The sequence below is a fragment of the Pseudomonas sp. FH1 genome (genome assembly GCF_000510895.2).
In the GTDB taxonomy this organism is placed as follows: Bacteria; Pseudomonadota; Gammaproteobacteria; order Pseudomonadales; family Pseudomonadaceae; genus Aquipseudomonas; species Aquipseudomonas azotoformans_A.
Genome location: NZ_AOHM01000052.1, coordinates 57,399 through 79,550 on the forward strand (window position 1 = coordinate 57,399; position 22,152 = coordinate 79,550).

The window sequence follows — 22,152 nt, forward strand, 5'->3', positions numbered from 1 at the left end:
TAAAACTTATATTGGTGGTCTGACCCCTATTTTCCACATTGACCTTGCGAATAGTAAGCCCGTTATTGCAGCTGGTGAGGTGAAAATTGTGCGCGGGGAAGTTAAATATATAGATAATACTTCTGAGCATTATGAACCTTCCGGTCGCGCTGCACAGATCGCAGCAGAAAATGCGTTCTCTCAAAAAGGACTTGATGTGACTGGTAAATACATAGAAAAAGTCTGGGTGCCAGATCTTGGTAATCCAAGAAAAGTTGCTTGGGTGCCAAAATGAATGACATTATTAAACAGTTTGATATTCTTTGTGATGTGGCTATGGCCGCTTTTAGTGAAGAGCTGGAAATTTCCTATGAGATGTCATTGTTAAATATTTTAGAGTTTGTAAAAAAACATCCGGACTATAGAGAGTGGTTTATAGATAGATTTAAACTGATTTTAACATCTAGGAACTCGCCATTTGAAGCTGTGGCATTTTGCATGCGTGAGTTGCAGTGGCCTGAAATAAAAGAATTTGTAATTTCAAAAATGAACCCTTCAGAAGATCCTCGTAGTGAGGCCCTTCGAAGTATATTGACCGCATATGATGAGTTTTGGCCGGATTCGGATCTTTATAGTTATTATAGTATGAGTTAGTTTGTGTAAAGATAAAGGGGGCGGATTTATTTAAATGTGACGCTGATCGGTAGGCTATTAATAAATCTGTCTCCTTTAATTCTGATACCTTTGCAGGCCGTGTTGAAGGCCTACGACAATATGCCAAAAGTACCATGTGCCGACTCTGATCCTGCTTTACGCGATGCTTTGCAAGCGGCGTTGGATTCAGGAAAAGCCAAGGTTCAAGGTGTAACAGTCAAAGTCGGTGTTCCCGCTTCCAGTAAAACAGGTATAGCAGAATTTAAGGTGGAACCATGGACCAAGAAGTAATTCAGTGCGAGCGTTCGGGCGTAAACTCGGAATGGCCCTCCTACAAAAGTGTGCTGGGGCGCATAGTCAAGGGGCCACACGTCTCAGATGAATACGAGTTGAATGGCATCCGTGAATATGTTGAGCGCGGCGATGCATTTGCGAAGCCATCAATGCCTGTACCGAATAGTGACAACGTTACGCGTAGTAGCTCCGAATGGATGGCCGTCACACGAGCCCACAAGGTATTGGCAAACGCACCAGATAATCCGCAATGGCTTCTGGAATTGGCCCATTGGCTGCGCTATTACCAAGTAGGAATTTGGCAGTTGTTCTTCTGGGCGGGCCAGTTCGACATTATTGCCAAAGCGGCAGGCAATGATCGACGCCGCCAAAACTACAGCATCCAAACCGCCACCAATATGATGGCCGCCATGGCGGTCCTAGGCTGGAAGGATGCCGTCATCCATCAGGGCTATCTCACCCATGCGGCTCTCAACCGTGGGCATCAATTAGTGATTGAGTACGAAGAGCAACACCGCCGCGCCCAAGCCTTTATGCTGCGCATGTTTGCCGATTGGGTGGGCGATGTCTCGCATCAATGGCCTGCTTATGCTTACGACGAACCCATCTACGAAGCCTTGTTGACCAAGTGGCGCACTCCAAGCCCCGACGATCTGATGCCCTGCCTGTTGGCCGCGTGTGACCGCCACACTTGGCAAACCGGCAAAGAGAGCCAGAAGAATTCCTACGACTTCAATCGGGACTGGCACTTGGAGCGCGTGCCAGTGGAAATTCTCTATATTCTGCGCCTGCGCCAGTGGGAAGGTTTAGCCAATCCGCAGAAGATTGATCATCCGCTGCTGGCCGCGCCCTTTGACCAATTGCCGCCCGAGCAACCAGTGCCTGAGTTGGACGAGTTGATGCGAGGTGTGCTCAAACGCGCGAGGGAAGACTGGCCAAAGTACGATGAAGTGTTGTCGTTGCCAGCATTGAGGAGTTGAATGGTGCAAAAGGTTGAGGCTCAGGCTAAAGCTTTCATTCGGTCCAATGGTTTCGATAGCATTGTTAGTACTGGGACAAGAACCCCATGAGTGCAGCAGATATAGAATTATAGTTTTACGCGTGTCCTGATAAAATGCTATCTATAAATCAGCGACATGCTGAAGTCATGGATAGGATGTCTCGGAATGGTGCTCCTTTAGGGTTTGCAGGTCTTTAGCTTCCGGCTACCCCGAGTTGTGGCGACGGGTTAGTCGCTACTTATACGGTTAAAATTCCCATCACAGGGGGATCGGGGTCAGACCACGTTTTCAGCGAAATCCATACAAGGGTTTAACTTTTTTTGTGATGTTTCATTAACGTATATAATGGTTTTCGCTATTTATAACGACTTGTGCTCTTTAAAAATTTTATTTAATTGAAATCATTATTTTTTCTTTGCTTTTGTTGCAGGCGACTAAGCTGACCTCTTTCAGAAATCAAGGGGTTGTTATGGCTCGTTGTCCTCGGTTGTTGGTACCAGGTCTTCCGCTGCACATCATTCAGCGCGGAAATAATCGTTCGGTTTGTTTCTATTCAGAAGATGATTAAATTTTTTTAGATCCACCTCTTATAGCTTTTGTCGGAAACTCATGATTGCAAAATTCACGCGTGGTGTCTCATGACGAATCACGTGCATGTATTACTGACTCCAACTACCCATCTTGGTGCTGGTTCGTTAATGAAAGGGCTTGGTCAGCGTTATGTCCAAAATATAAATCGTACTTATCAACGCACAGGTACTCTGTGGGAAGGTCGTTATCTTTCTTGTATCGTGCAGCACGAAAGCTATTTGATGGCCTGTTATCGGTATATAGAAATGAATCCCGTCAGAGCGGGAATGGTGGATCATCCCGCTGAGTATCGTTGGATGAGCTACCGTGCAAATGCATAGCTGGAACCTTCAGCCCTTATAACGCCTCATGATTGTTATAAAGAATTGGGTAGTAATGTCGATCAGAGAACTGAGGCGTATCGTCGTCTCTTCAAGGATGAGCTTCAGCAAGAAGTAATCGACCAAATCAGAGGTGCTACAAATAGACATTACGTGTTCGGAACGGGAAAGTATTCGTCGCAGATAGCACAAGCTTTGGGTAAGCGAACCGTTAGAGGATTCGCTGGTCGCCCAAAGAGATGACTTTCAAATGTCAATGGTGGTCTGACCTCTATTTCCCCGGATCAACACCAAGGTGGCATCCACCGCGCCGGAAGCGTAGCGCGAGAAATTTTCTCAGACAAAAAATAGAGAGGTGGTAATGGAGAACTTTGAAGCCCTGATGCGCAAGAAAAAAGATGAGCATTTTTTAGATGGGCTCGTTGTTGTGGAGGAAGCTGTTTTACGTGCGATCCAAGCAGCTTTTCAGGATGTCCCCGAAGATTATTTGGCATTCTTAAGAACGTTCGGAGCTGGGGAGATTGACGATGCGGGCATCATGCTTTATGGCGGCTTTTTAGAGGCTGATGAAATTTTTGATGCAGGTACAGCGATAGCGCTACGGGATATTCGATTTTTCGGAGATGACATGCAGGGACGGTGTTTCGGCTTCGATGTGAGCGAGAACTGGGCTGTGGTAGAGGTAGACTCTTCTGACATGAGTGTTAGAAAGTTATGTGATAAATTTTCTTATTTTTTATATGGTTTGCTGAGTTGAGCTGTTGTGCATAGGAAAGCCGAAAATCTGACTTTGAAAAAATGATAAAAAAGGCGGCAATCCCCCGCAGATAAATTAGTCGGATTGTTGGAGGTTGCGGGCTCGTAGCGGAGAGCAATTAGACGTGGACTATTCGAGAGCAATTGATCTTATTGAAGAGTCGGATTTCGTTGGGTTTGCTGATTATGGTGACGGGATTGCTGATGAGTGGATTTGTAAAGCTGAAACTCGTCTTGGGTTGAAATTGCCAATATGGCTTGCAGTTGATTAATGAATATGAAGAAAAGCGCGGTCTGTAAGGTGGGTAAAGTGTAAAGAGGACGGACTTATTTATTTTGATAAGTCTGCTCCTTGTTCTTGAAGAAAAGAGACGGTAATGAGAAGAAATGAACCTTGGTGGCTCGCAGTCTATCTTCCTTGCGCCTGTGCGTTCGGCCTATTGTTCATGTGTGTGTTCTTTCAGGTTGCCGGGTATTGGTTGAGTGGTGGCGAGGACGTTGCCGTGCTTATAAAGGAGAATGTGCCGCTTTATCTCAAGATGTCTGGAGCTGGCTTTATTCTAGGTTTTGTCTTGTGGTTGTCTAATGTTTGTTGAACGTCGGATTTTCTTGTTTTATAGATGCTTTTTACCTCTTCAAGGATGATCGATGAAATCCGTAAAATACTCGCTCCTGGCCTTCCTCATGTCCTGCCTGGTGGCCGGTTGGGGCCTGGTGTATGTCGGCCGTATCAAGTGGGGTATCGGGGTCGCCGTATTGCTGTACGGCGGTTTCGCGTTGCTGGGCGCGCTGGGTCTGGTCGCTACCCCCATTGGGCTGTATGGGCTATTCGCCTTCTTGATCATCGTCAAGCTGGGCTCAGCCATCCTGTCCGCCGTGCTCGCGCGTCGCTACAACGGACCGCCCAATGTGCCACGCAAGCGTTTCCATGTCCTTTACGTCGGGGTGATGGTGATTGCGGTACTGATGCTCGATGTATTGCGGGTACCCGTGCTGGGGTTCAAAAATTACTACATCCCATCCGGGTCGATGGTGCCGACGCTGTCCATTGGCGACTACATCCTGACGGACCTGCGGGCTGGTCCGCCCAAGGTGGGGGATATCGTGGTGTACCGCTGGAATGGCACTGAAGCGGTCAAGCGCGTGGCGGGTGTTGCTGGGGATACGTTAGCCCTGGTGAACGGTGAACTGATCCACAACGGCGAAAACCTCGGGTTGTTTCACGCACCGGCCGACCGCGTAAAAGGGCCTGAATCCCTTGAAATGGCACCGGTCACGGTCGAGCCAGGGCACCTCTTTTTGCTGGGCGACAACCGCTGGAGCAGCAACGACAGCCGCTTCATGGGCCAGGTCGCGGTTGAGGACGTGGTGGGCAAGGTGACGGGCATCTGGTTCTCAAATGACCGGGCGCGTATCGGTACGACGTTCCCATGAGCCTTTCGAGTGGGGCGTGTCGGGTTGTGCAGTGGTTGTGCCTGCTGGTGATGTGCGGCAGCGCCAGCGTATTCATATTGGCCTGGCTCTACCTCGACCGCAGCTCTTCAGTGCTGGGCGTGGCGGCCGGCGTCTTTGTGTGGTGCGGCATTGGCCTGTTGTTCGCGTTTGTGTTTGAGCGGTCTCGCACTGCCGCAGCCACGCTCCGGTTTATGTTGACTCGGACAGTGGCGCTGCTGATGCTTGCGGCGGGTGCGGCCTATCTGGTTGGTCTGCTGTGGGTCGAGCCGGAACGCGATTTTATGGAGTCTCAGTTAAAAGGGGCATCGTGCGGCAAGTACACGGGTGTGATTGAAAAAGGGTGGGAGCAAATTTGCGCTGATTCAAAGCAGCCGCAAACGCCTTGAAGCTGGCTGGGCTTGGATAGGCAGTCGGTTTGGTCCTTTTGATTTTTCAATGTTCGTTGAGCGTTTTTGATGATGAATCGATATGCAGGAAAGCCCTTTCTCCGTCTTCTTGAATGCTATGTCCTGTCGGCCATTGGGGCGCTGTCCGACCAGCAACGCGCCGATTTGACGGCACTCGAACCCAAGTTGCGCGAGCTGTATGGGACGCAAGGCAGTTGGTCTGATGTCGTCGCCTCTCAGATGGAGTTTCCGACCTCCTTGGAGGAAAAAATCCGTGCTGTTTGGCGCACAAATTCGGCAAAATTCGCCCATGCCGGTGTGCCAATCAACGCCGAAGACTTTGCCAGAAACTTTGTCGACACCAATTTTCCGTCTTAAAGCTGGAGCAACACCGCATGGACGCAAGCAACACCGCTAAACGCCCGACCATCCTGGCCAGCATCGGCCGCCGCCTGGCCGCGCGCCTTATCGACTGCGTCATCGCCGTGCTGATTTTTTTCATCCTCAAATTCGCCGCCGGGGCGCTGTCTGCCTACGTTCCTGCGGTGACGCCCAAGGCGGGTTTTATTTCCGCGTTTTTTGCGGCCTTCGCCTACTTCCTGCTGGCTGATGCGCTCCCCAACGGCCAGAGCCTGGGCAAGCGCCTGCTGAGCATTGCCACCGTCGACCGCAAGACCCGAAAAGGCTGCAGCATTTCCCAATCATTCACGCGTAACTCCGGCGCGCTGGTGGTCATCGATTGGGTGTGGATCTTCATGGAATCCAGGACGCGCCTGGGCGACATGTTCGCCAAGACCATCGTGATCCAGACCGGCAACCTGACGAGCGTGCGCGGCCTGGCGGATATTTATGACAATGGCCGGGGATAAGCACGTTATGGACGATTCAGTATCGGCTGCACAAACCTGGGACCTAGCCAGTCCGTTCCGGCGGTTGCTCGGCTATTTCATCGATATGGCCGTGGTGTTTTTCCTGCTGTTTTTGATGCGCAACCTGGACTACGCCTATCTCTATTTGCACTCGCTGGCGGGTCCGATGTTGTTTACTGGCTTGCGCTATGTGCTGATGTTCTCAGCCTTCGGGTACCTTTTGTTTTGCGATGCGTTACCCAACGGCCAGAGCCTGGGTAAGCGGGTATGCCGCACGGCGGTGGTGGGTTACCCGTATCCAATGAACTGCACGCTGTTCCAGTCGTTTTTGCGCAATGTGCCGAAGCTGCTGTTCAGTGTTCTGGACGGTCTTTTTGCACTGTTCGGTTTGCGCCGTCGCTTGGGCGATATGTTGGCCAAGACGATTGTGATCAACACGTGAGCAGGACGGGGAGGGTGCAGCCGTGGCCGGTTAGTAGAATGAGGCCGGCTGGCAAACCTTTTTATTTATCGCGTAAAGGCCAATAGCCACTATCGTTTTTGTTTTCCTGACAAAGCCTTAGGAGATTTCGCCAGAGGCTTGCACGCAAGCGCCAGGAAAACGGCGCTGCCAGGGCGTCAAAACAGCTTGAGAACGCCTTTCAACTCCGTAAAATGCCGCGATTGTTTAAGGCTCGATACTTTTCAGGGACGAATTCATACATGCGTGTGTTTGCCGTATTGCTCGTGGCCTGCCTTATGGCGGGCTGTGCTTCCAAGCCGGATTACTACATCTCCCCGGCGCCTGTGACCATTCCCAAGACTGCGACCTACTGGCTCGACACCTTCGACGTCGAGGTGGTGGGCAAGAACGAACGCTTCCTGCCGGATGACAAAGTGCGCCAGCAACTCGGTGTCGATCTGGTCGACCGCCTGCTCAAGTCCAAGCGCTACGCCAGCAGCAAGGACAAGGCCGATTACCTGCTGGATGTGAACGTCATCTATACCCGGCGCATACAAGACACCCAAGGCGGTTTCATGACGGCCATCGTCGATGACAAGACCATCCTTGCCAGTGTCGACTTCAACTACCAGGTCAAGATCAAGAAAGCCGGCGCCGAGGTGCTGCATTTCTCTCAGGCTCGCCAAGGGCTGATGCCTGGCGGGTACAAGGGCGATTGGCAGAACATGAAAACGATGGCCGGGGTGCTGACCAACTCCGGCAACTCCAGCGTCGAGACCTTTTACACCGGTTTGTTGAGCCGATTCATCGTTGACGACCTGCGTGGCATTCCGTCCCGCTAGCGTCAGCTGCCGCACCCGTTTTCCCACTTAGGAGCACCCTGTGAAAACACTGTCCAAAATCCTGCTGTCCGGCTTCACCGCCGCAGCGCTGCTGACCGTGGCCGGTTGCGCCACGGAGAGCAACCGCGCCATGCCGGTGGAACAAGTCGCCAGCGCCAACGTCGCCTATTCCGGCGTGCGTGTACCGATTGCCGTGGGCAAGTTCGACAACCGCTCCAGCTACATGCGCGGCATCTTCTCCGACGGTGTTGACCGCCTCGGCGGCCAGGCCAAGACCATCCTGATCACCCACCTGCAGCAGACCAACCGCTTCAGCGTGCTGGACCGCGACAACATGGGCGAGATCTCCCAGGAAGCCGCGATCAAAGGCACCGTGCAGAAGCTTAAAGGCGCTGACTACGTAGTGACGGGCGACGTGACCGAGTTCGGCCGCAAAGAAACCGGCGACCGCCAGCTGTTCGGCATCCTTGGCCGTGGCAAGACCCAAGTGGCCTACGCCAAAGTCGCGTTGAACATCGTCAACATCAGCACCTCCGAAGTGGTGTATTCCACCCAGGGCGCCGGTGAGTACGCGCTGTCCAACCGCGAAGTGATCGGCTTCGGCGGCACCGCCAGCTACGACTCCACCCTCAATGGCAAGGTCCTCGACCTGGCCATGCGTGAAGCCATCAACCGCCTTGTCGACGGCATCAACGCCGGCGCATGGAACCCACGCAACTGATCAGCAGCACCTCAAGGAGCAGTACAAGGATGAGCAAGGCAGTCAAGTTGGCGCTGATGCTGACAGCAGTGGCGACGGTCGCCGGGTGCCAGACGGCGCCCCAGCCGCTGTACCAATGGGAAAGCTACCAGCCGCAGGTTTACGAGTACTTCAAGGGCGAGCCCAAGGAGGCGCAGGTCGAGGCGCTGGAGCGGGATCTGCAGAAGATCAACGCCAGTGGCCGCAAGGCCCCGCCGGGTTACCACGCCCACCTGGGCATGCTGTACCTGAGCATGGGCAAGGATGACCAGATGGTGCAGGAATTCCGCACCGAGAAGGCACTGTTCCCTGAGTCTGCCTCGTACATGGACTTTTTGCTGAAAAACGCCAAGACCGGAGTCGCCACTAAATGAGCCTGTTGAAACTCACTGGCGCCTTGCTGGCCCTGGCCTTGCTCGGCGGTTGCGCAGCCCCCAAGACCATTGATTACACGGCCTACAAACAAGCACGACCGAAGTCGATCCTGGTCCTGCCGCCGATCAATGAATCGCCGGAAGTACAGGCGTCCTACAGCATGGTCTCGCAAGTGACCTACCCGTTGGCCGAAGCCGGCTACTACGTGTTGCCGATTGCCCTGGTGGACGAAACCTTCCGCCAGAACGGCCTGACCACCGCCAACGATATCCAGGCGGTGCCACCGGCGAAGCTGCATGACATCTTTGGTGCGGATTCGGCGCTGTACATCACCGTGACCAATTACGGCACCAAGTACATGCTGATCTCCAGCGACACCTCCGTGACGGCCTCGGCCAAACTGGTCGACCTGCGCACCGGCACCACCCTGTGGACCGGCTCGGCGCATGCGTCCAGCGAGGAAGGCAACAACAACGGCGGCGGCATCGTCGGCATGCTGATCACGGCGGCGGTCAAGCAAGTGATCAACAGTTCTACCGACGCGGCGCATCCGATTGCCGGTATCACCAGTGCGCGCCTGCTGTCGCCGGGCCAGCGCGCGGGGATCCTGTACGGTCCGCGTAACCCGAAATACGGCACTGACTGATTGAACGGTTCGGCGGGGCAGGTGTTTCTGTCCCGCCGAACGGTTTAACCCGAACAGCCAGCGCCTTGCGTCTGACCTTGTGAACGGATCATTCATTCACGAGGTTCAGCCCATGTCCCGTCCTCTGCTCTTCCTGCGTCCTGCTGCCCAGGGCTTTGCCGTTACCTTGCTGGTGACGCTGGCCGGTTGTGGGCTGTCCTCTTCCCACGATGTGGCCAAGCCTGACGAAGCGGCGCCAGTCTCCGAGCTGCAAAGCGCTCCAGTGCAAGGCGCGCTGGTTAAACGCATGCCGATGCCTGCACCTTTGAGCGCACGAAGGGTGATGCAGGAGTCCGTGGCAATGGACTACCGCAGCGAACCCCGCGAACAGTACGAAAACCTACCGGACAACCCGGTGCATCGCGTGGCTGAAACGCCGGTTTCAACCTTCAGCGTGGATGTCGACACCGGCAGCTACGCCAACGTAAGACGCTTCCTCAACCAAGGCAGCCTGCCGCCCGAAGGCGCTGTACGACTGGAGGAAATGGTCAACTACTTCCCCTACCACTACGCGCTGCCCACCGACGGCTCGCCCTTTGGCGTAACCACCGAAGTGGCCGCCACACCGTGGAACCCGCGCACCCAGTTGCTGCGCATCGGCATCAAGGCCTCCGACCGCGCCGTGGCGCAATTGGCGCCGGCCAACCTGGTGTTCCTGGTGGACGTATCCGGCTCCATGGACCGTCGCGAAGGTTTGCCGCTGGTCAAAAGCACCCTGAAACTGCTGGTTGATCAATTGCGCGATCAAGACCGTGTTTCTTTGGTGGTCTACGCCGGGGAGTCCCGTGTAGTGCTCAAGCCTACTTCGGGTCGTGACAAAGAGAAGATCCGCAACGCCATCGACCAACTCACTGCCGGCGGTTCAACGGCGGGTGCGTCGGGTATTGAGCTGGCCTACCAGATGGCCCGCGAAGGGTTTATCGACAAGGGCATCAACCGCATCCTGCTGGCCACCGACGGTGACTTCAACGTGGGTATCAGCGACTTCGACAGCCTCAAGCAAATGGCGGTTGAGCAGCGTAAAAGCGGCGTTTCCCTGACCACCCTCGGCTTTGGTGTGGATAACTACAACGAACATCTGATGGAACAGCTGGCCGATGCGGGCGACGGTAACTACGCCTACATCGACAACCTGCGCGAAGCGCGCAAAGTACTGGTGGACCAACTCAGTTCGACCCTGGCGATCGTGGCTCGTGACGTGAAATTGCAGGTGGAATTCAACCCGGCGCGCGTCAGCGAATATCGCCTGCTGGGCTATGAAAACCGCGCCTTGAAGCGTGAGGACTTCAACAACGACAAGGTCGACGCGGGTGAAGTCGGGGCCGGGCATACGGTCACTGCGCTGTACGAAATTGTGCCCAAGGGCGAGAAGGGTTGGCTGGAGCCCTTGCGCTACGCTGCTGCGCCGGCCGCCGAGGATAAATCCACTGAGCTGGCGATGCTGCGTGTGCGCTACAAGCCGGCGGCGGGTGGCGACAGCCAGTTGATCGAGCAGCCCATCAGCGCTGTGTCGAGCAAGGCCAGCGATGACCTGCGTTTCGCCGCCGCAGTGGCGGCCTTCGCTCAACAACTCAAGGGCGATGGCCGCTACACTGGCAGCATGAGCCTGCAGGACACCGCCGCACTGGCCCGCTCGGCCCGAGGCGACGACCCCTTCGGGCTGCGTAATGAGTTTGTGCAACTGGTGGAATTGGCCCAGAGCCTTAAACCTGTGGCCAAACCGTGAATAAAGGGAGTTAGCCGTCGATATGCCCGCTCCAGACGTCCTACCCAGCGACGAATCACTGCTGGCCCGATACCGAACCGGCGACAGCGCCGCGTTCGAAGCCTTGTACGCCCGGCACCGCCAGGGCCTGTACCGATTCCTTGTGTCCTTGAGCAACAAGACCGAACTGGCCGAGGAAATCTACCAGGAAACCTGGCTCAGCCTGATCCGCAGCGCCACCCAGCCACAAGGCCGGGCGAGTTTTCGTACTTGGTTGTTCCAGATCGCCCGCAATCGCCTGATCGATTACTGGCGCAAGCACGGCATCCACAACCCGCTGCACGACAGCTACGACGAGCAACTGCACGCCCAGGCCGACGACAGTGCCGGCCCCGAGCAGCAGCTGAGCCTGAGTCGCGACCAGGCGCGGCTCGACGCTGCGCTGCAAGACCTGCCCGAGGACCAGCGCGAAGTCTTCCTGCTGCGCCTGCACGGCGACCTCGAAGTGCCGCAAATCGCCGCCCTCACTGGCGCCCCGCTGGAAACCGTCAAAAGCCGCCTGCGTTACGCCCAGCAGAAACTGCGCCGCCTGCTGGCCGAGGAGATACCCGCATGACCGACTCCCGACACACCCCGGACCCCGACGACATGCTGCTCCAGCACATGCGTCAACACAGCACCGGCGAGCCGCCCGCGTCCCTCGACGCCTTCATCCTCAACACCGCCCGCCGCGAAGCCCCGGCACCGCAACCGAACCTGTGGCAACGCTGGCTGCAAGCCTGCCAACGGCCACGCTGGCAAATGGCATTCGCCACGGTTGCAAGCTTGGCGCTGATGATCGGCGTGGTGATGCGCTCACCTGTGCCGCAACCCGAAATCTCCACAGCGACCTTCTCCGCGCTGCATGAGCAAGCCGCGCCTGCCGCTGCGCCGCCAATGTCCGCACCTGCGCCCGTGGCCCGACTGGCCATCGCGCCCAATGCCGAACGTGCGCAAGTTATGGGATCGATGGCGGATGAGTCGAGCGCCAAGCTGAGTAAGCGCGCGCCGGTGGCGTTGCCTTCGTTGGAGGAGGGGCTGCAGGAAATCATCAACCTGCGTGACGTTGGGGAAACCAGAGCGGCAGATGAGAAATTGTTGGCCTTGCATCAGCGCTTTCCTGAAGTGGACTTGCCAGCGCGGTTGGAGGCGTTGCAGAAACACTGAATCGTCGCCCACAAAAAAGCCCCAGGCCTTTCGACCTGGGGCTTTTTCAGCATATCTGGTGCACCCGGCGGGATTCGAACCCACGACCCCTCCTTCGGAGGCCAATGCGGTACAGGAATCTTGGTTGGCGGCAAGCGTTCAAAAATGCCTCTAAGTGCCGTCCCGCAAAGCTTTGGCCTTATCTAGCTGCCTACAGTTTATAGCTCTTAGCGGTATCTAAGGGTGGTTATCTAGGGCACAAAAAACGAAATGGGCCCCAGCGATTTTGACACCTAGCCAGCCCCTGGCTCGTCCTCCCGCCTTCTCACCGAACCTGAGTTTCGACAAGCGGCTGGCGGCCTAGGGGCAGCGACTTGTTTTGTTGCCCTCTGCTGTTGCTTTTACATATAGGCAACCCAGGAGTGCGCAAGCCCCAACGTTAGCAATGCTTTTCTGGTGGGAGACTCTACCCTCGCAGGGGCCAAAGCCGTGCAAGATGCGTCGGGGTTAGTGCGGCAGTTAGCTCACTCGTCCTTGGCGTTTATCTCGGCAGAGATTTCGCCAAACGACTCCCAGTGGCCAACCAGTTCATCAACGCGATCAGGAATGCGCGGTGACTTACTGAGCACCAGACAGCGGGTCGTACCCACGTATTCCTCAAGGAGGTAGAGCGTGTCCCCAACGTCGACGCCCATTTCCTGTAGAACGTCGTCAGGCAGGCGAATGGCGCCATCGCCGTCCCAGTCTTCGATCACAACGTGATGTTTCATCGCGGCTCCAGAAGACGGTTGGATGAGATGTCCGCAGGGGGAGGCAGTGGCACGCTGCCAACTAAGTCCCGCGGCGCAGGCCGGTAGCATAGCAAAGAGCGGGCAGGCTCAGGGAGAGGTAACGAACGCGTCTACCCAGCCATTGCTGCCGGTGGACGAAAACTCACCCGAGCAGCTCAACTGCGCAAGTCGGGAACGAGCACCCGGAATGGGGCGTCAGGAATGCGCTCAATCGATTCAGACCACGAACAGAGCGATACCAGATGCCAGGCACTTACCCGCTGCATGATGCGCCAAATGACGCTACAATAATGCCATATGTCGCATCTGGAGGAATGCTCTATGGTTTCCGCCGACACTCGCACTCGCACTCGCACTCGCACCCGCAAGGCAGCACCCGCCGCCCGTAGGCCAACGGAATACCTTTTCCAAAGTGACTCTGACCAGCTCAGTCCGGTCATGGTCTACAGGCTCACGGTCAAAGGCTTCGACCTGAAAGACGTGCAAGACATGCTTGCGATTTCTGATCTGTATTCGACGAAGAAGATCATGAGTCGCATTGTGGGCAAGTCCATCAGGACGATTCAGCGCCAGGGCAGCAAGCAACCAGCACACCTCAACTCCCAACAGAGCGCCGTGGCATTTCAGTACGCGAAGGTGCTGGAGCACGCGATCAATGTATTCGGCACTCAAAAGCTGGCCGAAGAATGGCTAGGGCGCCCTTGCAAGTATCTGGACGGTGACGTGCCGCTGGACGTTATCGACAACCCAGTGGGTTTTCAGGCAGTCGAGGACTATCTGGAGCGCATCGAGTACGGGGTCTATCAGTGAACCCATTTCCCTGGTCTGGCTCATGGTACGCATGGCGCCTCGACCGTGAGCTCTACAAGGACACCTGGGACAGTGGCATTGGTGCCCACAAGCTGGGTGGCCGCTGGAACGCACCGGGGCGAAACGTTGTGTACGCATCGGCAGATCCCTCAACCGCCATCCTGGAGGTGGCGGTGCATGTCGGCTTCGATGCGTTGGATACGGTTGCGCATGTGCTCACATGCTTCGAAGTGCTTGATCAAAGCCTTATCAAGGTCGTACAGCCTGAAGATGTTCCCAATCCTATCTGGCTGACGAGTGCATCCGCTTCACCTAACCAGCAGAAGTTTGCAGACGCCCTGCTGGCCGAGCATCCGTTCGTACTCATCCCATCCGCCGTCACTCGCCACTCTTGGAACTTGCTTGTCAGTCGCGAGCTGGCCGATGGCAGGTATCGAATGATCAGCCAAGAGCGCTTCGGCCTGGATACGCGTCTCGTTAAGGTCTGAGTGGCTTGCGCTGGCTGAGCCAGCAGTGTCTTTCAGGTGAATGCCTTTAGATTGCGTGACAGCTCTTCACGTAGCCGTAGCACCAGGACGTGTACCGGCCAGAACAACAGGCCCTACCTGTCCCCCCTGATTTACAACGCCCCAGCCTACGGCACAGCAACCAAGCCAGTGAAAGCTCACTTGGGCCTTTAAACTGACGCCGCTCTTTTTGAGTAGGAAACGACGGGATACCACCGGGGAAATTCACTATCCCCATGCCGCACCCAGCTAATCCACCAGCAGCTCACTGATAGGTCATCGAGACTTCGCTCTATAGCCACCGTGGCTGCGCTGGCTTGCCGCAGGATGGCAGTGGCAGTCCCGCAAAAACCACTGAGCTGCCACATACGCTCACAGGGATCTCTTCGCCGAACTAGCCAAATACACCCTCGTGACGACAGATCCCTCCGCCAAATCGCAAATATCCAGCGTGCGCCCCCGGAATAAATCGTTAAACCTCGACTGGCCTGGCTTTTCACTCACTCTATTCAAATGACACCACCCCTGCGGACCATTAAACGGAGCCCACCCGACAGGACAAATACGTATCATGAGGCAGCGGGTTAGCTTGGTAAGCTCGCTCTCAGACAACCTTTGTCGATGTGGCCGTCATGGAAGAAAGCGCGCAACAGCGTTCAGAACGCTATGTATCCGCCCGCAGCCAGCACCCCGCTTGGCTTTTGCTTGCCTCGCGGCGTGCTCCGCTCGTATTGGGCTGCCTGCGCACGCTGTTCGAGCGGGCGCATGATGGGATCCCCATGGAGGATGCGCTGCAAGCGCTGTCCGAAATGCTGGCTGCTTATGCCAGCCAGGAACTTTACGAAATCGACCCAGATGCAACGCATCTCCAAGCAGGTCGTGAACTTCGTGAATGGATCAAGCGGCGTCTGGTCGTAGAACGAGAGGGGCGTATCTATGCAACCGACGCGTTGGAGTCCGCCATCCAGTTCGTCGATTCGCTGGATAGTCGGATCATGACTTCCACGGCATCTCGCCTTTCGGTGGTTCAGCGCGAGATCGAAAACCTGGAAACGGGTCTGAACCCCAGCCCAACTGGCCGTATTGCCAGCCTGCGCCGCCGAATACAGGATTTGGAGCACGAGCTAGCGCAGGTAGAGGCTGGCAACGTCATCGTGCTTGATGAAGCGCAGGCGATAGAGGGCATACGCGAGGTATATAACCTGGCCACCAGCCTACGCGCGGACTTTCGACGAGTTGAAGACTCTTGGCGCGAGGCGGATCGCGCCCTTCGACACTCGATCATCAGCGAGCAGTCTCACCGTGGAGAAATCGTCGATCGGTTGTTGGACGGGCAAGATGCTCTACTCAACACTCCCGAGGGGCGTGTCTTCGAAAGCTTCCAGCAGCAACTGAGGCAGTCCGCTGAGCTGGAAACCATGCGTGAGCGTTTGCGCACCATCCTTCGTCATCCAGCGGTTCCAAAGGCACTGAATCGTCCCCAGCAACGTGAGCTACGTTGGCTGGCGTTACGCCTGGTTCGGGAGTCGCAGGCTGTGCTCCAAGCGCGCGCCCGAAGCGAGCGCGATGTTCGTGGCTTCATGAAGACGGGGCTGGCCGCCGAGCATCATCGCGTCGGACAGTTACTCAACGACTTCTTCAATCTAGCGCTCAGCGTCGACTGGCAACGCCAGTCAGAACGCCGTAAGCCTGCATGTTTACCACCAGTTGGCGTAGCCATTACCGGTATCCCGGCAATCGAGCGTCTCCGCTTCAAGACCCTGGATGACGATGATACGGGCGAGCTGGATCTGAGTTTGAAGCCAGCGGGGTTGGAGCAGATTGATGATGACTTCTGGGATGCCTTCGACGGGCTGGATCGTGAATCGCTGATTCAGGACACCCTAGCTGTGCTGGCGGAGCAGGGGCGCCCTGTGAGTCTCGGGGAGCTTGCGTCTTTGCTTCCACCTGCTCACGACCTAGAAACCTTTGCGCTCTGGTTGGCGATGGCACGCGAGGCAGGTATTGAGGTGCTGAAAGAGGAGCGTCAGCTCGTGGAGCTAGTTGACGAGGATGAGCAACGCTGGCGCTTCAATCTGCCTTATGTCGGACTCGACCACGAGGCACTCAAGGACATCGATTGGGAGTTGTGAGCATGGCAGGGATCTTCGATCGAATTGCAGGCGCCTCTGGCGCCGACGAAACGGAGCTGACGGTGGAGCCCATAGCGTTGGATGACGGCATGGATGATGAACAGCCTCTTATGAGCGCCGCTGTTCAGGTCGATGAGCGCCGGACGCCGCAACGGGTACGTGAGGCCGTACAGGAAATGCTCAAGTACGGGCTGCTGGAAGAAAGTCACAAGCCCAATCTGTATCGCTCGGCGCTTGCCAATATCGAGGCGGTCGACACAATCCTGGAACCCCTCGACCTGGCCATGGGGGTCGACGAGGTTCGCGGGCTGGTGTTCGTCACCGTTCGTCAGGGCGAGGTGGCCGAGCAGGATGACTGGTCGCACCCCCTTGTGCGCAGGCAAAGGCTGAACCTGGAGCAGTCCCTGCTGATCGCCATTCTGCGCCAGCATTTCATCGCCTACGAACAGGAAAGCGGTACGGGCGCCACTCAGGCACTGGTAGCTGTTGATGAGCTGATTCCGCAATTGCAGGTTTACCTGGGCGAGCTGGGCAGTGAGGCGAAGGAGCGCAATCGCGTCATCACGCTGCTGGATCAGCTCAAGGGGCATGGTTTGGTGTCGGCTCTGGACGCCCATGACCGCGTCATCATCCGCCCCATCATTACCCACTTGGCCAACCCGGAGAACCTGCAGGCACTGGTGGTTTGGCTGCGCGAGCAGGTGGAGGGCGCGACTACCCCGGCTGCCGCTGCTGAGGAGGACGAGGCGTGAAGCAAGCACTGCTCTGGCGTGACAGCGAGACCCTCATTCTCAGCAGCATCGAACTCTATAACTGGGGCGGCTTTCAGGGCTATCACCGTGCCGAGATCGATCCCTCAGGCACCGCCGTGATCGGCCCAACGGGTAGCGGTAAAACGACGCTGGTGGATGCTCTGATGACCTTGCTGTGCGCCAACCCGCGCTACAACCTGGCTTCCACAGGTGGGCATGAAAGCGACCGTGATCTGGTGTCCTATGTGCGCGGGGTTACCGGCCCTGGAGACGGAGGTGTAGAGCAATCTCATATCGCGCGCCAGGGTAAGACGGTCACCGCCATTGCCGCCACGCTCGAGCGTGACGGTGCGCAGGTGCGACTGGGCGCTGTACTCTGGTTCGAGGGCACCAGCTCCTCGGCGTCCGATCTGAAAAAACTGTGGCTGTTAAGCGAGTCCCCCGAGCAGACGCTGGAGCATTGGCTCAGCCAACATCACGCAGGCGGCATGCGGGCGTTGCGTCAGATGGAGAAGGATGGGACGGGTATCTGGCCGTATCCCAGCAAAAAAGCCTTCCTGGCCAGGCTCAGGGATTACTTCGAAGTCGGTGAAAACGCCTTCACCTTGCTCAACCGCGCTGCCGGCCTGAAGCAGCTCAATAGCATTGATGAGATCTTTCGCGAGTTGGTGCTCGATGACCGCTCCGCTTTCGGGCGGGCTGCCGAGGTCGCTACTAGTTTCGATGATCTAACGGACATTCACCGGGAACTGGAAACCGCTAGAAAGCAGCAGCGCTCATTACAACCGGTTGCCGATGGCTGGGAGCGTTACAAGGCCTTACAAGAACAGCTGCAGGATAAACAGGTGCTCGAAGGCATTCTTCCGGTCTGGTTTGCCGAGCAGGGGTATCGCCTATGGTTGGCTGAAACCAATAGGCTAGAGAAGGAGCACAAGCAGGCTGAGCTGGATCGAGAACACTGCGAGCGTCGACTTGATGCCCAGAAGGGCGTGGTCGATCAACATCGTCAGCGCTACCTGCGCGTAGGTGGCGCAGGGCTGGATCAATTACGCGGGCGCATCGCGGATTGGCTCAGGGAGTGCGATAAGCGGCGCCTGAAGGCCGAGCAGTACCAACGCCTGGCCAAGGGGCTTGGACTGGCGGAGGCATTATCGGCCGCAGCCCTCGAGGAGAATCAGCAGCAGATCGCGGCGCGCCTGGAAATACTGACCCAGCAGATTACTGACGCGCGGCAAACGGCGTTCGATGCGGGTCTCGTCCAGCAGGAGCTCAATGGCCGCCTGCAGGCCTTACAGCAGGAGCGTGCCGAGGTGGAGAGACGGCCAGGCTCGAACCTGCCCGGGCATTTCCATGCTTTTCGAGGAGATCTGGCGCAGGCGCTTGGCGTCGATGAATCGGCCCTGCCTTTCGTCGCCGAGCTGGTGCAGGTCAAGCCCGAGGAACTGGCCTGGCGGGGTGCCATCGAGCGGGCAATCGGCAGCCACCGCCTGCGTATCCTGGTGCCGCATGGCGCGTCCGAGGCTGCACTGCGTTGGGTGAACCAACGGCATAACCGCCTGCATGTGCGCTTGCTGGAGGTCAAGGAGCCGTCGTCGCGCCCCGTGTTCTTCGACGATGGCTTTACCCGCAAGCTGACCTTCAAGGAGCATCCGTACCGAGAAGCCGTGAAGGCACTGCTGGCGGACAACGACCGACATTGTGTGGAAAGCCCGGAGCAATTGCGTCATACCCCGCATGCCATGACGGCCCAGGGGCTGATGTCGGGTAAGGAACGCTTCTTCGACAAGCAGGACCAGAAGCGCCTGGATGAAGGCTGGCTGACCGGCTTCGACAACCGCGACCGTCTGGCCTTCCTGACTGAACAAATTCGCGAGGTCAATGAACAGCTCGCGCCTGCCAAGCTGGCCTTGGATGCCGCCCAGGGCGATGTCCGCAAGTTGGAGGATCAAGCTTCGCTGCTGCAGCGCGTCGAAGAACTGCAGTTCGAGGAGATTGATCTGCCGGGCGCCGAGCGTCAGCTGGAGTCGCTGCGTGCTCAGCTGGACACCCTGACACGCCCCGACTCTGACCTCGCCCTTATCAAGGCTGAGCTGGATGAAGCTGAGGCATTGCTGGACTCTCTGGATCGACAGAGGCAACAACTTATCGAGCAGTGCGGTCAGTTGAAAATTCAGTTCGAGCAGGCCGCATCCGCTACCCGTAAGGCTTATCGCGGCGCCGAAAAGGGGCTGAGCGATACGCAACGTGAGTTGGCGCTAGCGCACTTCCCGACGCTGAGCGCTGCTGACCTCGGCGATATTGTCGAGCTGGAGCGCAAGCATACGCATGAGCTTCAAGGGCAGCTCAAAGCGCTGGGTGAGAAACTGGGCGATCAGAAATCCGAGCTTGCCAAACGTATGTCCGACGCCCTGAAGGTTGACACCGGTGCGCTGTCAGAGGTCGGGCGGGAGCTGGTGGACGTACCAAAGTATCTGGAGCGTCTACGTGTGCTGACCGAGGAAGCCCTGCCCGAGAAACTCAAGCGCTTCCTGGAATACCTCAATCGTTCCTCGGATGACGGCGTCACCCAGCTACTTAGCTATATCGACCATGAAGTCTCGGTGATTGAGGAGCGTCTGGATGACCTGAACAGTACGATGCAGCGTGTTGACTTTCAGCCCGGGCGCTATCTGCGCTTGGTTGCGACAAAGGTCATCCATGCAAGCCTGCGCACCTTGCAACAGGCTCAGCGCCAACTGAACTCGGCGCGTTTCATCGATGATGAAGGCGAGAGCCATTACAAGGCATTGCAGGCGCTCGTCGGGCTGCTCAAGGACGCCTGCGAACACAGCAGGAATCAGGGCGCCAAGGCACTGCTGGATCCGCGCTTCCGCCTGGAGTTCGCGGTATCGGTGGTCGATCGCGAAAGCAGGAATGTCATCGAGACCCGCACAGGTTCTCAGGGCGGCAGTGGTGGCGAGAAGGAGATCATCGCCTCCTATGTGCTGACCGCCTCCCTCAGCTATGCGCTCTGTCCCGACGGCAGCAGCCGGCCGTTGTTCGGCACCATCGTGCTCGACGAGGCGTTCTCGCGCAGCTCCCATGCGGTTGCCGGTCGGATCATCGCAGCGCTGAGGGAATTCGGCCTACATGCTGTCTTCATCACGCCCAACAAGGAAATGCGCCTGTTGCGCCACCATACGCGTTCGGCAGTCGTCGTTCATCGGCGCGGCGTGGAATCCAGTCTGGTTTCCCTGAGCTGGGAAGCTTTGGATGAGCATCATCAACAGCGCATCAAGGCCATGCATGAAGTCGCCCACTGACATCAGTCGCAGCCTGGCCAAACAATGGCAGCGCTCCAGCGTACGCTTGGAACGCTTGCTCAATCCCGGCAGCTGGCCGCAATGCTTCAACATCGGTAAGCCTTCGGCACGAGTCTTCGCTGAAAACATCCATGCGGTGCTCCAGCATGTGGAGAACTGGCGGAGCGTGAAAGTGGGGAAGGTCGACTGGGAGTCAGTCAGCTATCGAGCTGGGCTGGCCCCAATTTCCTTGCCGATGCGCTGGCACTTGCGTAGTCCCTCCGAATGGATTGCCGCGGCCAATGATCCAACGGTCAGCCGGGAGTACGCTCAACTCGAATATCTGGTCGAGCAGGTAGACAGTGCCTTTCATGCGCTGCTGGTAGCACAACGGGGCTTATGGTTGACGAAGCCCCCTGAAGAAGTCGTCGCCACGGCGCAACTCGCCACCCGCTTGTCGCTAGGCTGTGCCCGAGGCCGTCCACTGCGCCTGCTTGCCGAGCACGGCGTAGACACCAAGTTTTTCGAGCGTAACGCCAGCTTGCTGACCCGGCTCCTCGACGAGCGTTTCGAAGGCGCGGCGTCCGAGCAAGGCCTGACGACGTTTCTGGATGCCTTTGAAGAAAGCAGTCATTGGGTACTAGTCGTTCCTCTTCAGCCTGAGCTGCTGCCCTTCAAGCGGCTTAGGCTCACGACTGCGGAACTGGCTGAAACCCCGCTTCCTGGTTCGCGGTTGCTGGTGGTGGAAAATGAGCAATGTGTTCACTTGCTGCCCGAAACCTTGCCGGACACCCTGGCTGTGCTGGGTGCAGGACTCGATTTGCAGTGGTTGGCGTCTGCGCACTTAGCCGGGAAACAGATCGCCTACTGGGGCGACATGGACACCTGGGGCTTGTTGATGCTGGCGCGAGCGAGGCTTCATCAACCAGCGGTCGAAGCACTATTGATGGAGCAGGAGCTGTTTGAACAGCACTCACCGGGTAATGCAGTTGTTGAGCCGGCCAAAGCGCGGGAGTCGGCCCCACCTGGTTTGCTGGCTGACGAAGCGGATTTCTATCGGTATCTGCTGGTGCAAGAGCGAGGACGTCTTGAGCAGGAGTACCTGCCAAAGGTACAAGTTGAGCGCGCTATCGAGCAGTGGGCTCGGGCGGTCCCTGTATAGAGCGGCTGGCGATGGGCTCAATAACCCTCTAATCCTGAGACCGCTTACCCTTAACCCACGGTCTTCAGAAATGCCTTCTCTGACATTTCCAACGTTGATCGCTTTAGGCGGTCGGTTTTCAGCGTTGGTCTGCAACGAGTCTTTTCATCTCGTCGACGAGACTAAGGGCGATTCACGATTCCGGTCGACTTAAAGCGCCGGAGGCCGGGGCGCTCACGGATTTCCGGTCAATTGAGTTGCACCATGGCCGAGCCGATCTCGCGCTCGCCGGATTCCGGTCTGATGACGCGACCAAGAGCGCTCGGCTGTTTCCGGTTGCGCTGGAGCGTATGGTCGGGGCTGGGTGACTGCCCGCACTCAGGATGCCGCTCAGCTGAAAGCCCTGCAGGTCGGGGGCGCTCACGAGATTCCGGTCTGATGACGCGACCAGGAGCGCTCGG

The 22,152-nt window shown here is 57.0% G+C and carries 25 protein-coding genes; 24 read left to right on the forward strand and 1 reads right to left on the reverse strand.

The features are described from left to right. Window positions 1-79 precede the first annotated feature (79 nt). From H096_RS33950 to H096_RS16945, 18 genes are all read left to right on the forward strand, one after another. The gene (locus tag H096_RS33950; protein WP_156487784.1) at window positions 80-274 is read left to right on the forward strand and encodes a hypothetical protein; all 195 of its coding nucleotides are present in this window, start codon (window positions 80-82) and stop codon (window positions 272-274) included. After that, window positions 271-633 carry a hypothetical protein gene (locus tag H096_RS33330; RefSeq protein WP_082461634.1) on the forward strand — a complete coding sequence of 121 codons (363 nt, stop codon included), beginning with the start codon at window positions 271-273 and terminating at the stop codon, window positions 631-633. Before H096_RS33950 ends, H096_RS33330 begins: the two co-directional genes overlap by 4 nt. Window positions 634-669: 36 nt before the next feature. Next, a complete protein-coding gene (locus tag H096_RS33335) occupies window positions 670-924 on the forward strand; it encodes a hypothetical protein (RefSeq protein WP_082461618.1) in 255 nt (84 codons plus the stop codon). A gap of 308 nt (window positions 925-1,232) precedes the next feature. After that, window positions 1,233-1,907 carry a hypothetical protein gene (locus H096_RS16875; protein WP_033900135.1) on the forward strand — a complete coding sequence of 225 codons (675 nt, stop codon included), beginning with the start codon at window positions 1,233-1,235 and terminating at the stop codon, window positions 1,905-1,907. 659 nt (window positions 1,908-2,566) lie between these two features. Continuing rightward, window positions 2,567-2,839 (forward strand): transposase, encoded by a 273-nt coding sequence (locus tag H096_RS34560; RefSeq protein WP_237142538.1) that lies wholly within the window; start codon window positions 2,567-2,569, stop codon window positions 2,837-2,839. A gap of 361 nt (window positions 2,840-3,200) precedes the next feature. Continuing rightward, window positions 3,201-3,596, forward strand: a complete 396-nt coding sequence (locus H096_RS16880) for an SMI1/KNR4 family protein (RefSeq protein WP_033900136.1) — start codon at window positions 3,201-3,203, stop codon at window positions 3,594-3,596. A gap of 647 nt (window positions 3,597-4,243) precedes the next feature. After that, window positions 4,244-5,029 carry a signal peptidase I gene (gene lepB / locus H096_RS16890; protein ID WP_033900138.1) on the forward strand — a complete coding sequence of 262 codons (786 nt, stop codon included), beginning with the start codon at window positions 4,244-4,246 and terminating at the stop codon, window positions 5,027-5,029. Continuing rightward, window positions 5,026-5,436: a hypothetical protein gene (locus tag H096_RS16895; protein WP_033900140.1), complete on the forward strand. Its 411-nt coding sequence runs from the start codon at window positions 5,026-5,028 to the stop codon at window positions 5,434-5,436. Before lepB ends, H096_RS16895 begins: the two co-directional genes overlap by 4 nt. A 69-nt stretch (window positions 5,437-5,505) precedes the next feature. Then, the gene (locus tag H096_RS16900; RefSeq protein ID WP_082461620.1) at window positions 5,506-5,814 is read left to right on the forward strand and encodes a hypothetical protein; all 309 of its coding nucleotides are present in this window, start codon (window positions 5,506-5,508) and stop codon (window positions 5,812-5,814) included. A 17-nt stretch (window positions 5,815-5,831) separates the two neighbouring features. Beyond that, the gene (locus H096_RS16905; RefSeq protein WP_051422084.1) at window positions 5,832-6,305 is read left to right on the forward strand and encodes an RDD family protein; all 474 of its coding nucleotides are present in this window, start codon (window positions 5,832-5,834) and stop codon (window positions 6,303-6,305) included. A 7-nt stretch (window positions 6,306-6,312) separates the two neighbouring features. After that, window positions 6,313-6,747, forward strand: a complete 435-nt coding sequence (locus tag H096_RS16910) for an RDD family protein (protein WP_033900148.1) — start codon at window positions 6,313-6,315, stop codon at window positions 6,745-6,747. Between the two features lie 260 nt (window positions 6,748-7,007). Then, window positions 7,008-7,589, forward strand: coding sequence for a hypothetical protein (locus tag H096_RS16915; RefSeq protein WP_033900156.1), 582 nt, complete (start codon window positions 7,008-7,010; stop codon window positions 7,587-7,589). A gap of 40 nt (window positions 7,590-7,629) precedes the next feature. After that, window positions 7,630-8,310, forward strand: coding sequence for a CsgG/HfaB family protein (locus H096_RS16920; protein WP_016976663.1), 681 nt, complete (start codon window positions 7,630-7,632; stop codon window positions 8,308-8,310). A gap of 29 nt (window positions 8,311-8,339) precedes the next feature. Further along, window positions 8,340-8,702, forward strand: a complete 363-nt coding sequence (locus tag H096_RS16925) for a DUF4810 domain-containing protein (protein ID WP_025855472.1) — start codon at window positions 8,340-8,342, stop codon at window positions 8,700-8,702. Continuing rightward, window positions 8,699-9,349, forward strand: a complete 651-nt coding sequence (locus tag H096_RS16930) for a DUF799 domain-containing protein (protein ID WP_016976661.1) — start codon at window positions 8,699-8,701, stop codon at window positions 9,347-9,349. Before H096_RS16925 ends, H096_RS16930 begins: the two co-directional genes overlap by 4 nt. A 112-nt stretch (window positions 9,350-9,461) precedes the next feature. Then, window positions 9,462-11,114, forward strand: coding sequence for a VWA domain-containing protein (locus tag H096_RS16935; RefSeq protein WP_033900160.1), 1,653 nt, complete (start codon window positions 9,462-9,464; stop codon window positions 11,112-11,114). A gap of 22 nt (window positions 11,115-11,136) precedes the next feature. Further along, a complete protein-coding gene (locus H096_RS16940) occupies window positions 11,137-11,709 on the forward strand; it encodes an RNA polymerase sigma factor (RefSeq protein WP_033900162.1) in 573 nt (190 codons plus the stop codon). Beyond that, window positions 11,706-12,299 (forward strand): hypothetical protein, encoded by a 594-nt coding sequence (locus tag H096_RS16945; RefSeq protein ID WP_033900170.1) that lies wholly within the window; start codon window positions 11,706-11,708, stop codon window positions 12,297-12,299. Before H096_RS16940 ends, H096_RS16945 begins: the two co-directional genes overlap by 4 nt. 503 nt (window positions 12,300-12,802) lie before the next feature. Here H096_RS16945 and H096_RS16950 read toward each other — a convergent pair. Next, a complete protein-coding gene (locus H096_RS16950; protein ID WP_003294186.1) occupies window positions 12,803-13,048 on the reverse strand; it encodes an AbrB/MazE/SpoVT family DNA-binding domain-containing protein in 246 nt (81 codons plus the stop codon). Window positions 13,049-13,390: 342 nt separating this feature from the next. On the opposite strand from H096_RS16950, the gene H096_RS16955 reads away from it, so the two are divergent. From H096_RS16955 to H096_RS16980, 6 genes are all read left to right on the forward strand, one after another. Then, the gene (locus tag H096_RS16955) at window positions 13,391-13,879 is read left to right on the forward strand and encodes an antitoxin Xre/MbcA/ParS toxin-binding domain-containing protein (RefSeq protein ID WP_033900175.1); all 489 of its coding nucleotides are present in this window, start codon (window positions 13,391-13,393) and stop codon (window positions 13,877-13,879) included. Beyond that, the gene (locus H096_RS16960; protein WP_033900177.1) at window positions 13,876-14,367 is read left to right on the forward strand and encodes an RES family NAD+ phosphorylase; all 492 of its coding nucleotides are present in this window, start codon (window positions 13,876-13,878) and stop codon (window positions 14,365-14,367) included. Before H096_RS16955 ends, H096_RS16960 begins: the two co-directional genes overlap by 4 nt. 650 nt (window positions 14,368-15,017) lie before the next feature. Next, window positions 15,018-16,517, forward strand: a complete 1,500-nt coding sequence (locus H096_RS16965) for a DUF3375 domain-containing protein (RefSeq protein WP_082461622.1) — start codon at window positions 15,018-15,020, stop codon at window positions 16,515-16,517. Between the two features lie 2 nt (window positions 16,518-16,519). Continuing rightward, window positions 16,520-17,269 (forward strand): DUF4194 domain-containing protein, encoded by a 750-nt coding sequence (locus tag H096_RS16970; protein WP_023083530.1) that lies wholly within the window; start codon window positions 16,520-16,522, stop codon window positions 17,267-17,269. Further along, window positions 17,266-20,571 carry an ATP-binding protein gene (locus tag H096_RS16975; RefSeq protein WP_082461633.1) on the forward strand — a complete coding sequence of 1,102 codons (3,306 nt, stop codon included), beginning with the start codon at window positions 17,266-17,268 and terminating at the stop codon, window positions 20,569-20,571. Before H096_RS16970 ends, H096_RS16975 begins: the two co-directional genes overlap by 4 nt. Continuing rightward, complete coding sequence (locus H096_RS16980) at window positions 20,522-21,712, forward strand: Wadjet anti-phage system protein JetD domain-containing protein (protein ID WP_225786690.1); 1,191 nt, start codon at window positions 20,522-20,524, stop codon at window positions 21,710-21,712. Before H096_RS16975 ends, H096_RS16980 begins: the two co-directional genes overlap by 50 nt. Window positions 21,713-22,152 lie beyond the last annotated feature (440 nt).

Coding starts and splice junctions, on each gene's coding strand:
- H096_RS33330 (WP_082461634.1), top strand. CDS start 271: ATGAATGACATTATTAAACAGTTTGATATTCTTTGTGATGTGGCTATG.
- H096_RS34560 (WP_237142538.1), top strand. CDS start 2,567: ATGACGAATCACGTGCATGTATTACTGACTCCAACTACCCATCTTGGT.
- H096_RS16880 (WP_033900136.1), top strand. CDS start 3,201: ATGGAGAACTTTGAAGCCCTGATGCGCAAGAAAAAAGATGAGCATTTT.
- lepB (WP_033900138.1), top strand. CDS start 4,244: ATGAAATCCGTAAAATACTCGCTCCTGGCCTTCCTCATGTCCTGCCTG.
- H096_RS16895 (WP_033900140.1), top strand. CDS start 5,026: ATGAGCCTTTCGAGTGGGGCGTGTCGGGTTGTGCAGTGGTTGTGCCTG.
- H096_RS16900 (WP_082461620.1), top strand. CDS start 5,506: ATGATGAATCGATATGCAGGAAAGCCCTTTCTCCGTCTTCTTGAATGC.
- H096_RS16905 (WP_051422084.1), top strand. CDS start 5,832: ATGGACGCAAGCAACACCGCTAAACGCCCGACCATCCTGGCCAGCATC.
- H096_RS16910 (WP_033900148.1), top strand. CDS start 6,313: ATGGACGATTCAGTATCGGCTGCACAAACCTGGGACCTAGCCAGTCCG.
- H096_RS16915 (WP_033900156.1), top strand. CDS start 7,008: ATGCGTGTGTTTGCCGTATTGCTCGTGGCCTGCCTTATGGCGGGCTGT.
- H096_RS16925 (WP_025855472.1), top strand. CDS start 8,340: ATGAGCAAGGCAGTCAAGTTGGCGCTGATGCTGACAGCAGTGGCGACG.
- H096_RS16930 (WP_016976661.1), top strand. CDS start 8,699: ATGAGCCTGTTGAAACTCACTGGCGCCTTGCTGGCCCTGGCCTTGCTC.
- H096_RS16935 (WP_033900160.1), top strand. CDS start 9,462: ATGTCCCGTCCTCTGCTCTTCCTGCGTCCTGCTGCCCAGGGCTTTGCC.
- H096_RS16940 (WP_033900162.1), top strand. CDS start 11,137: ATGCCCGCTCCAGACGTCCTACCCAGCGACGAATCACTGCTGGCCCGA.
- H096_RS16945 (WP_033900170.1), top strand. CDS start 11,706: ATGACCGACTCCCGACACACCCCGGACCCCGACGACATGCTGCTCCAG.
- H096_RS16950 (WP_003294186.1), bottom strand. CDS start 13,048: ATGAAACATCACGTTGTGATCGAAGACTGGGACGGCGATGGCGCCATT.
- H096_RS16955 (WP_033900175.1), top strand. CDS start 13,391: ATGGTTTCCGCCGACACTCGCACTCGCACTCGCACTCGCACCCGCAAG.
- H096_RS16965 (WP_082461622.1), top strand. CDS start 15,018: ATGGAAGAAAGCGCGCAACAGCGTTCAGAACGCTATGTATCCGCCCGC.
- H096_RS16970 (WP_023083530.1), top strand. CDS start 16,520: ATGGCAGGGATCTTCGATCGAATTGCAGGCGCCTCTGGCGCCGACGAA.
- H096_RS16980 (WP_225786690.1), top strand. CDS start 20,522: ATGAGCATCATCAACAGCGCATCAAGGCCATGCATGAAGTCGCCCACT.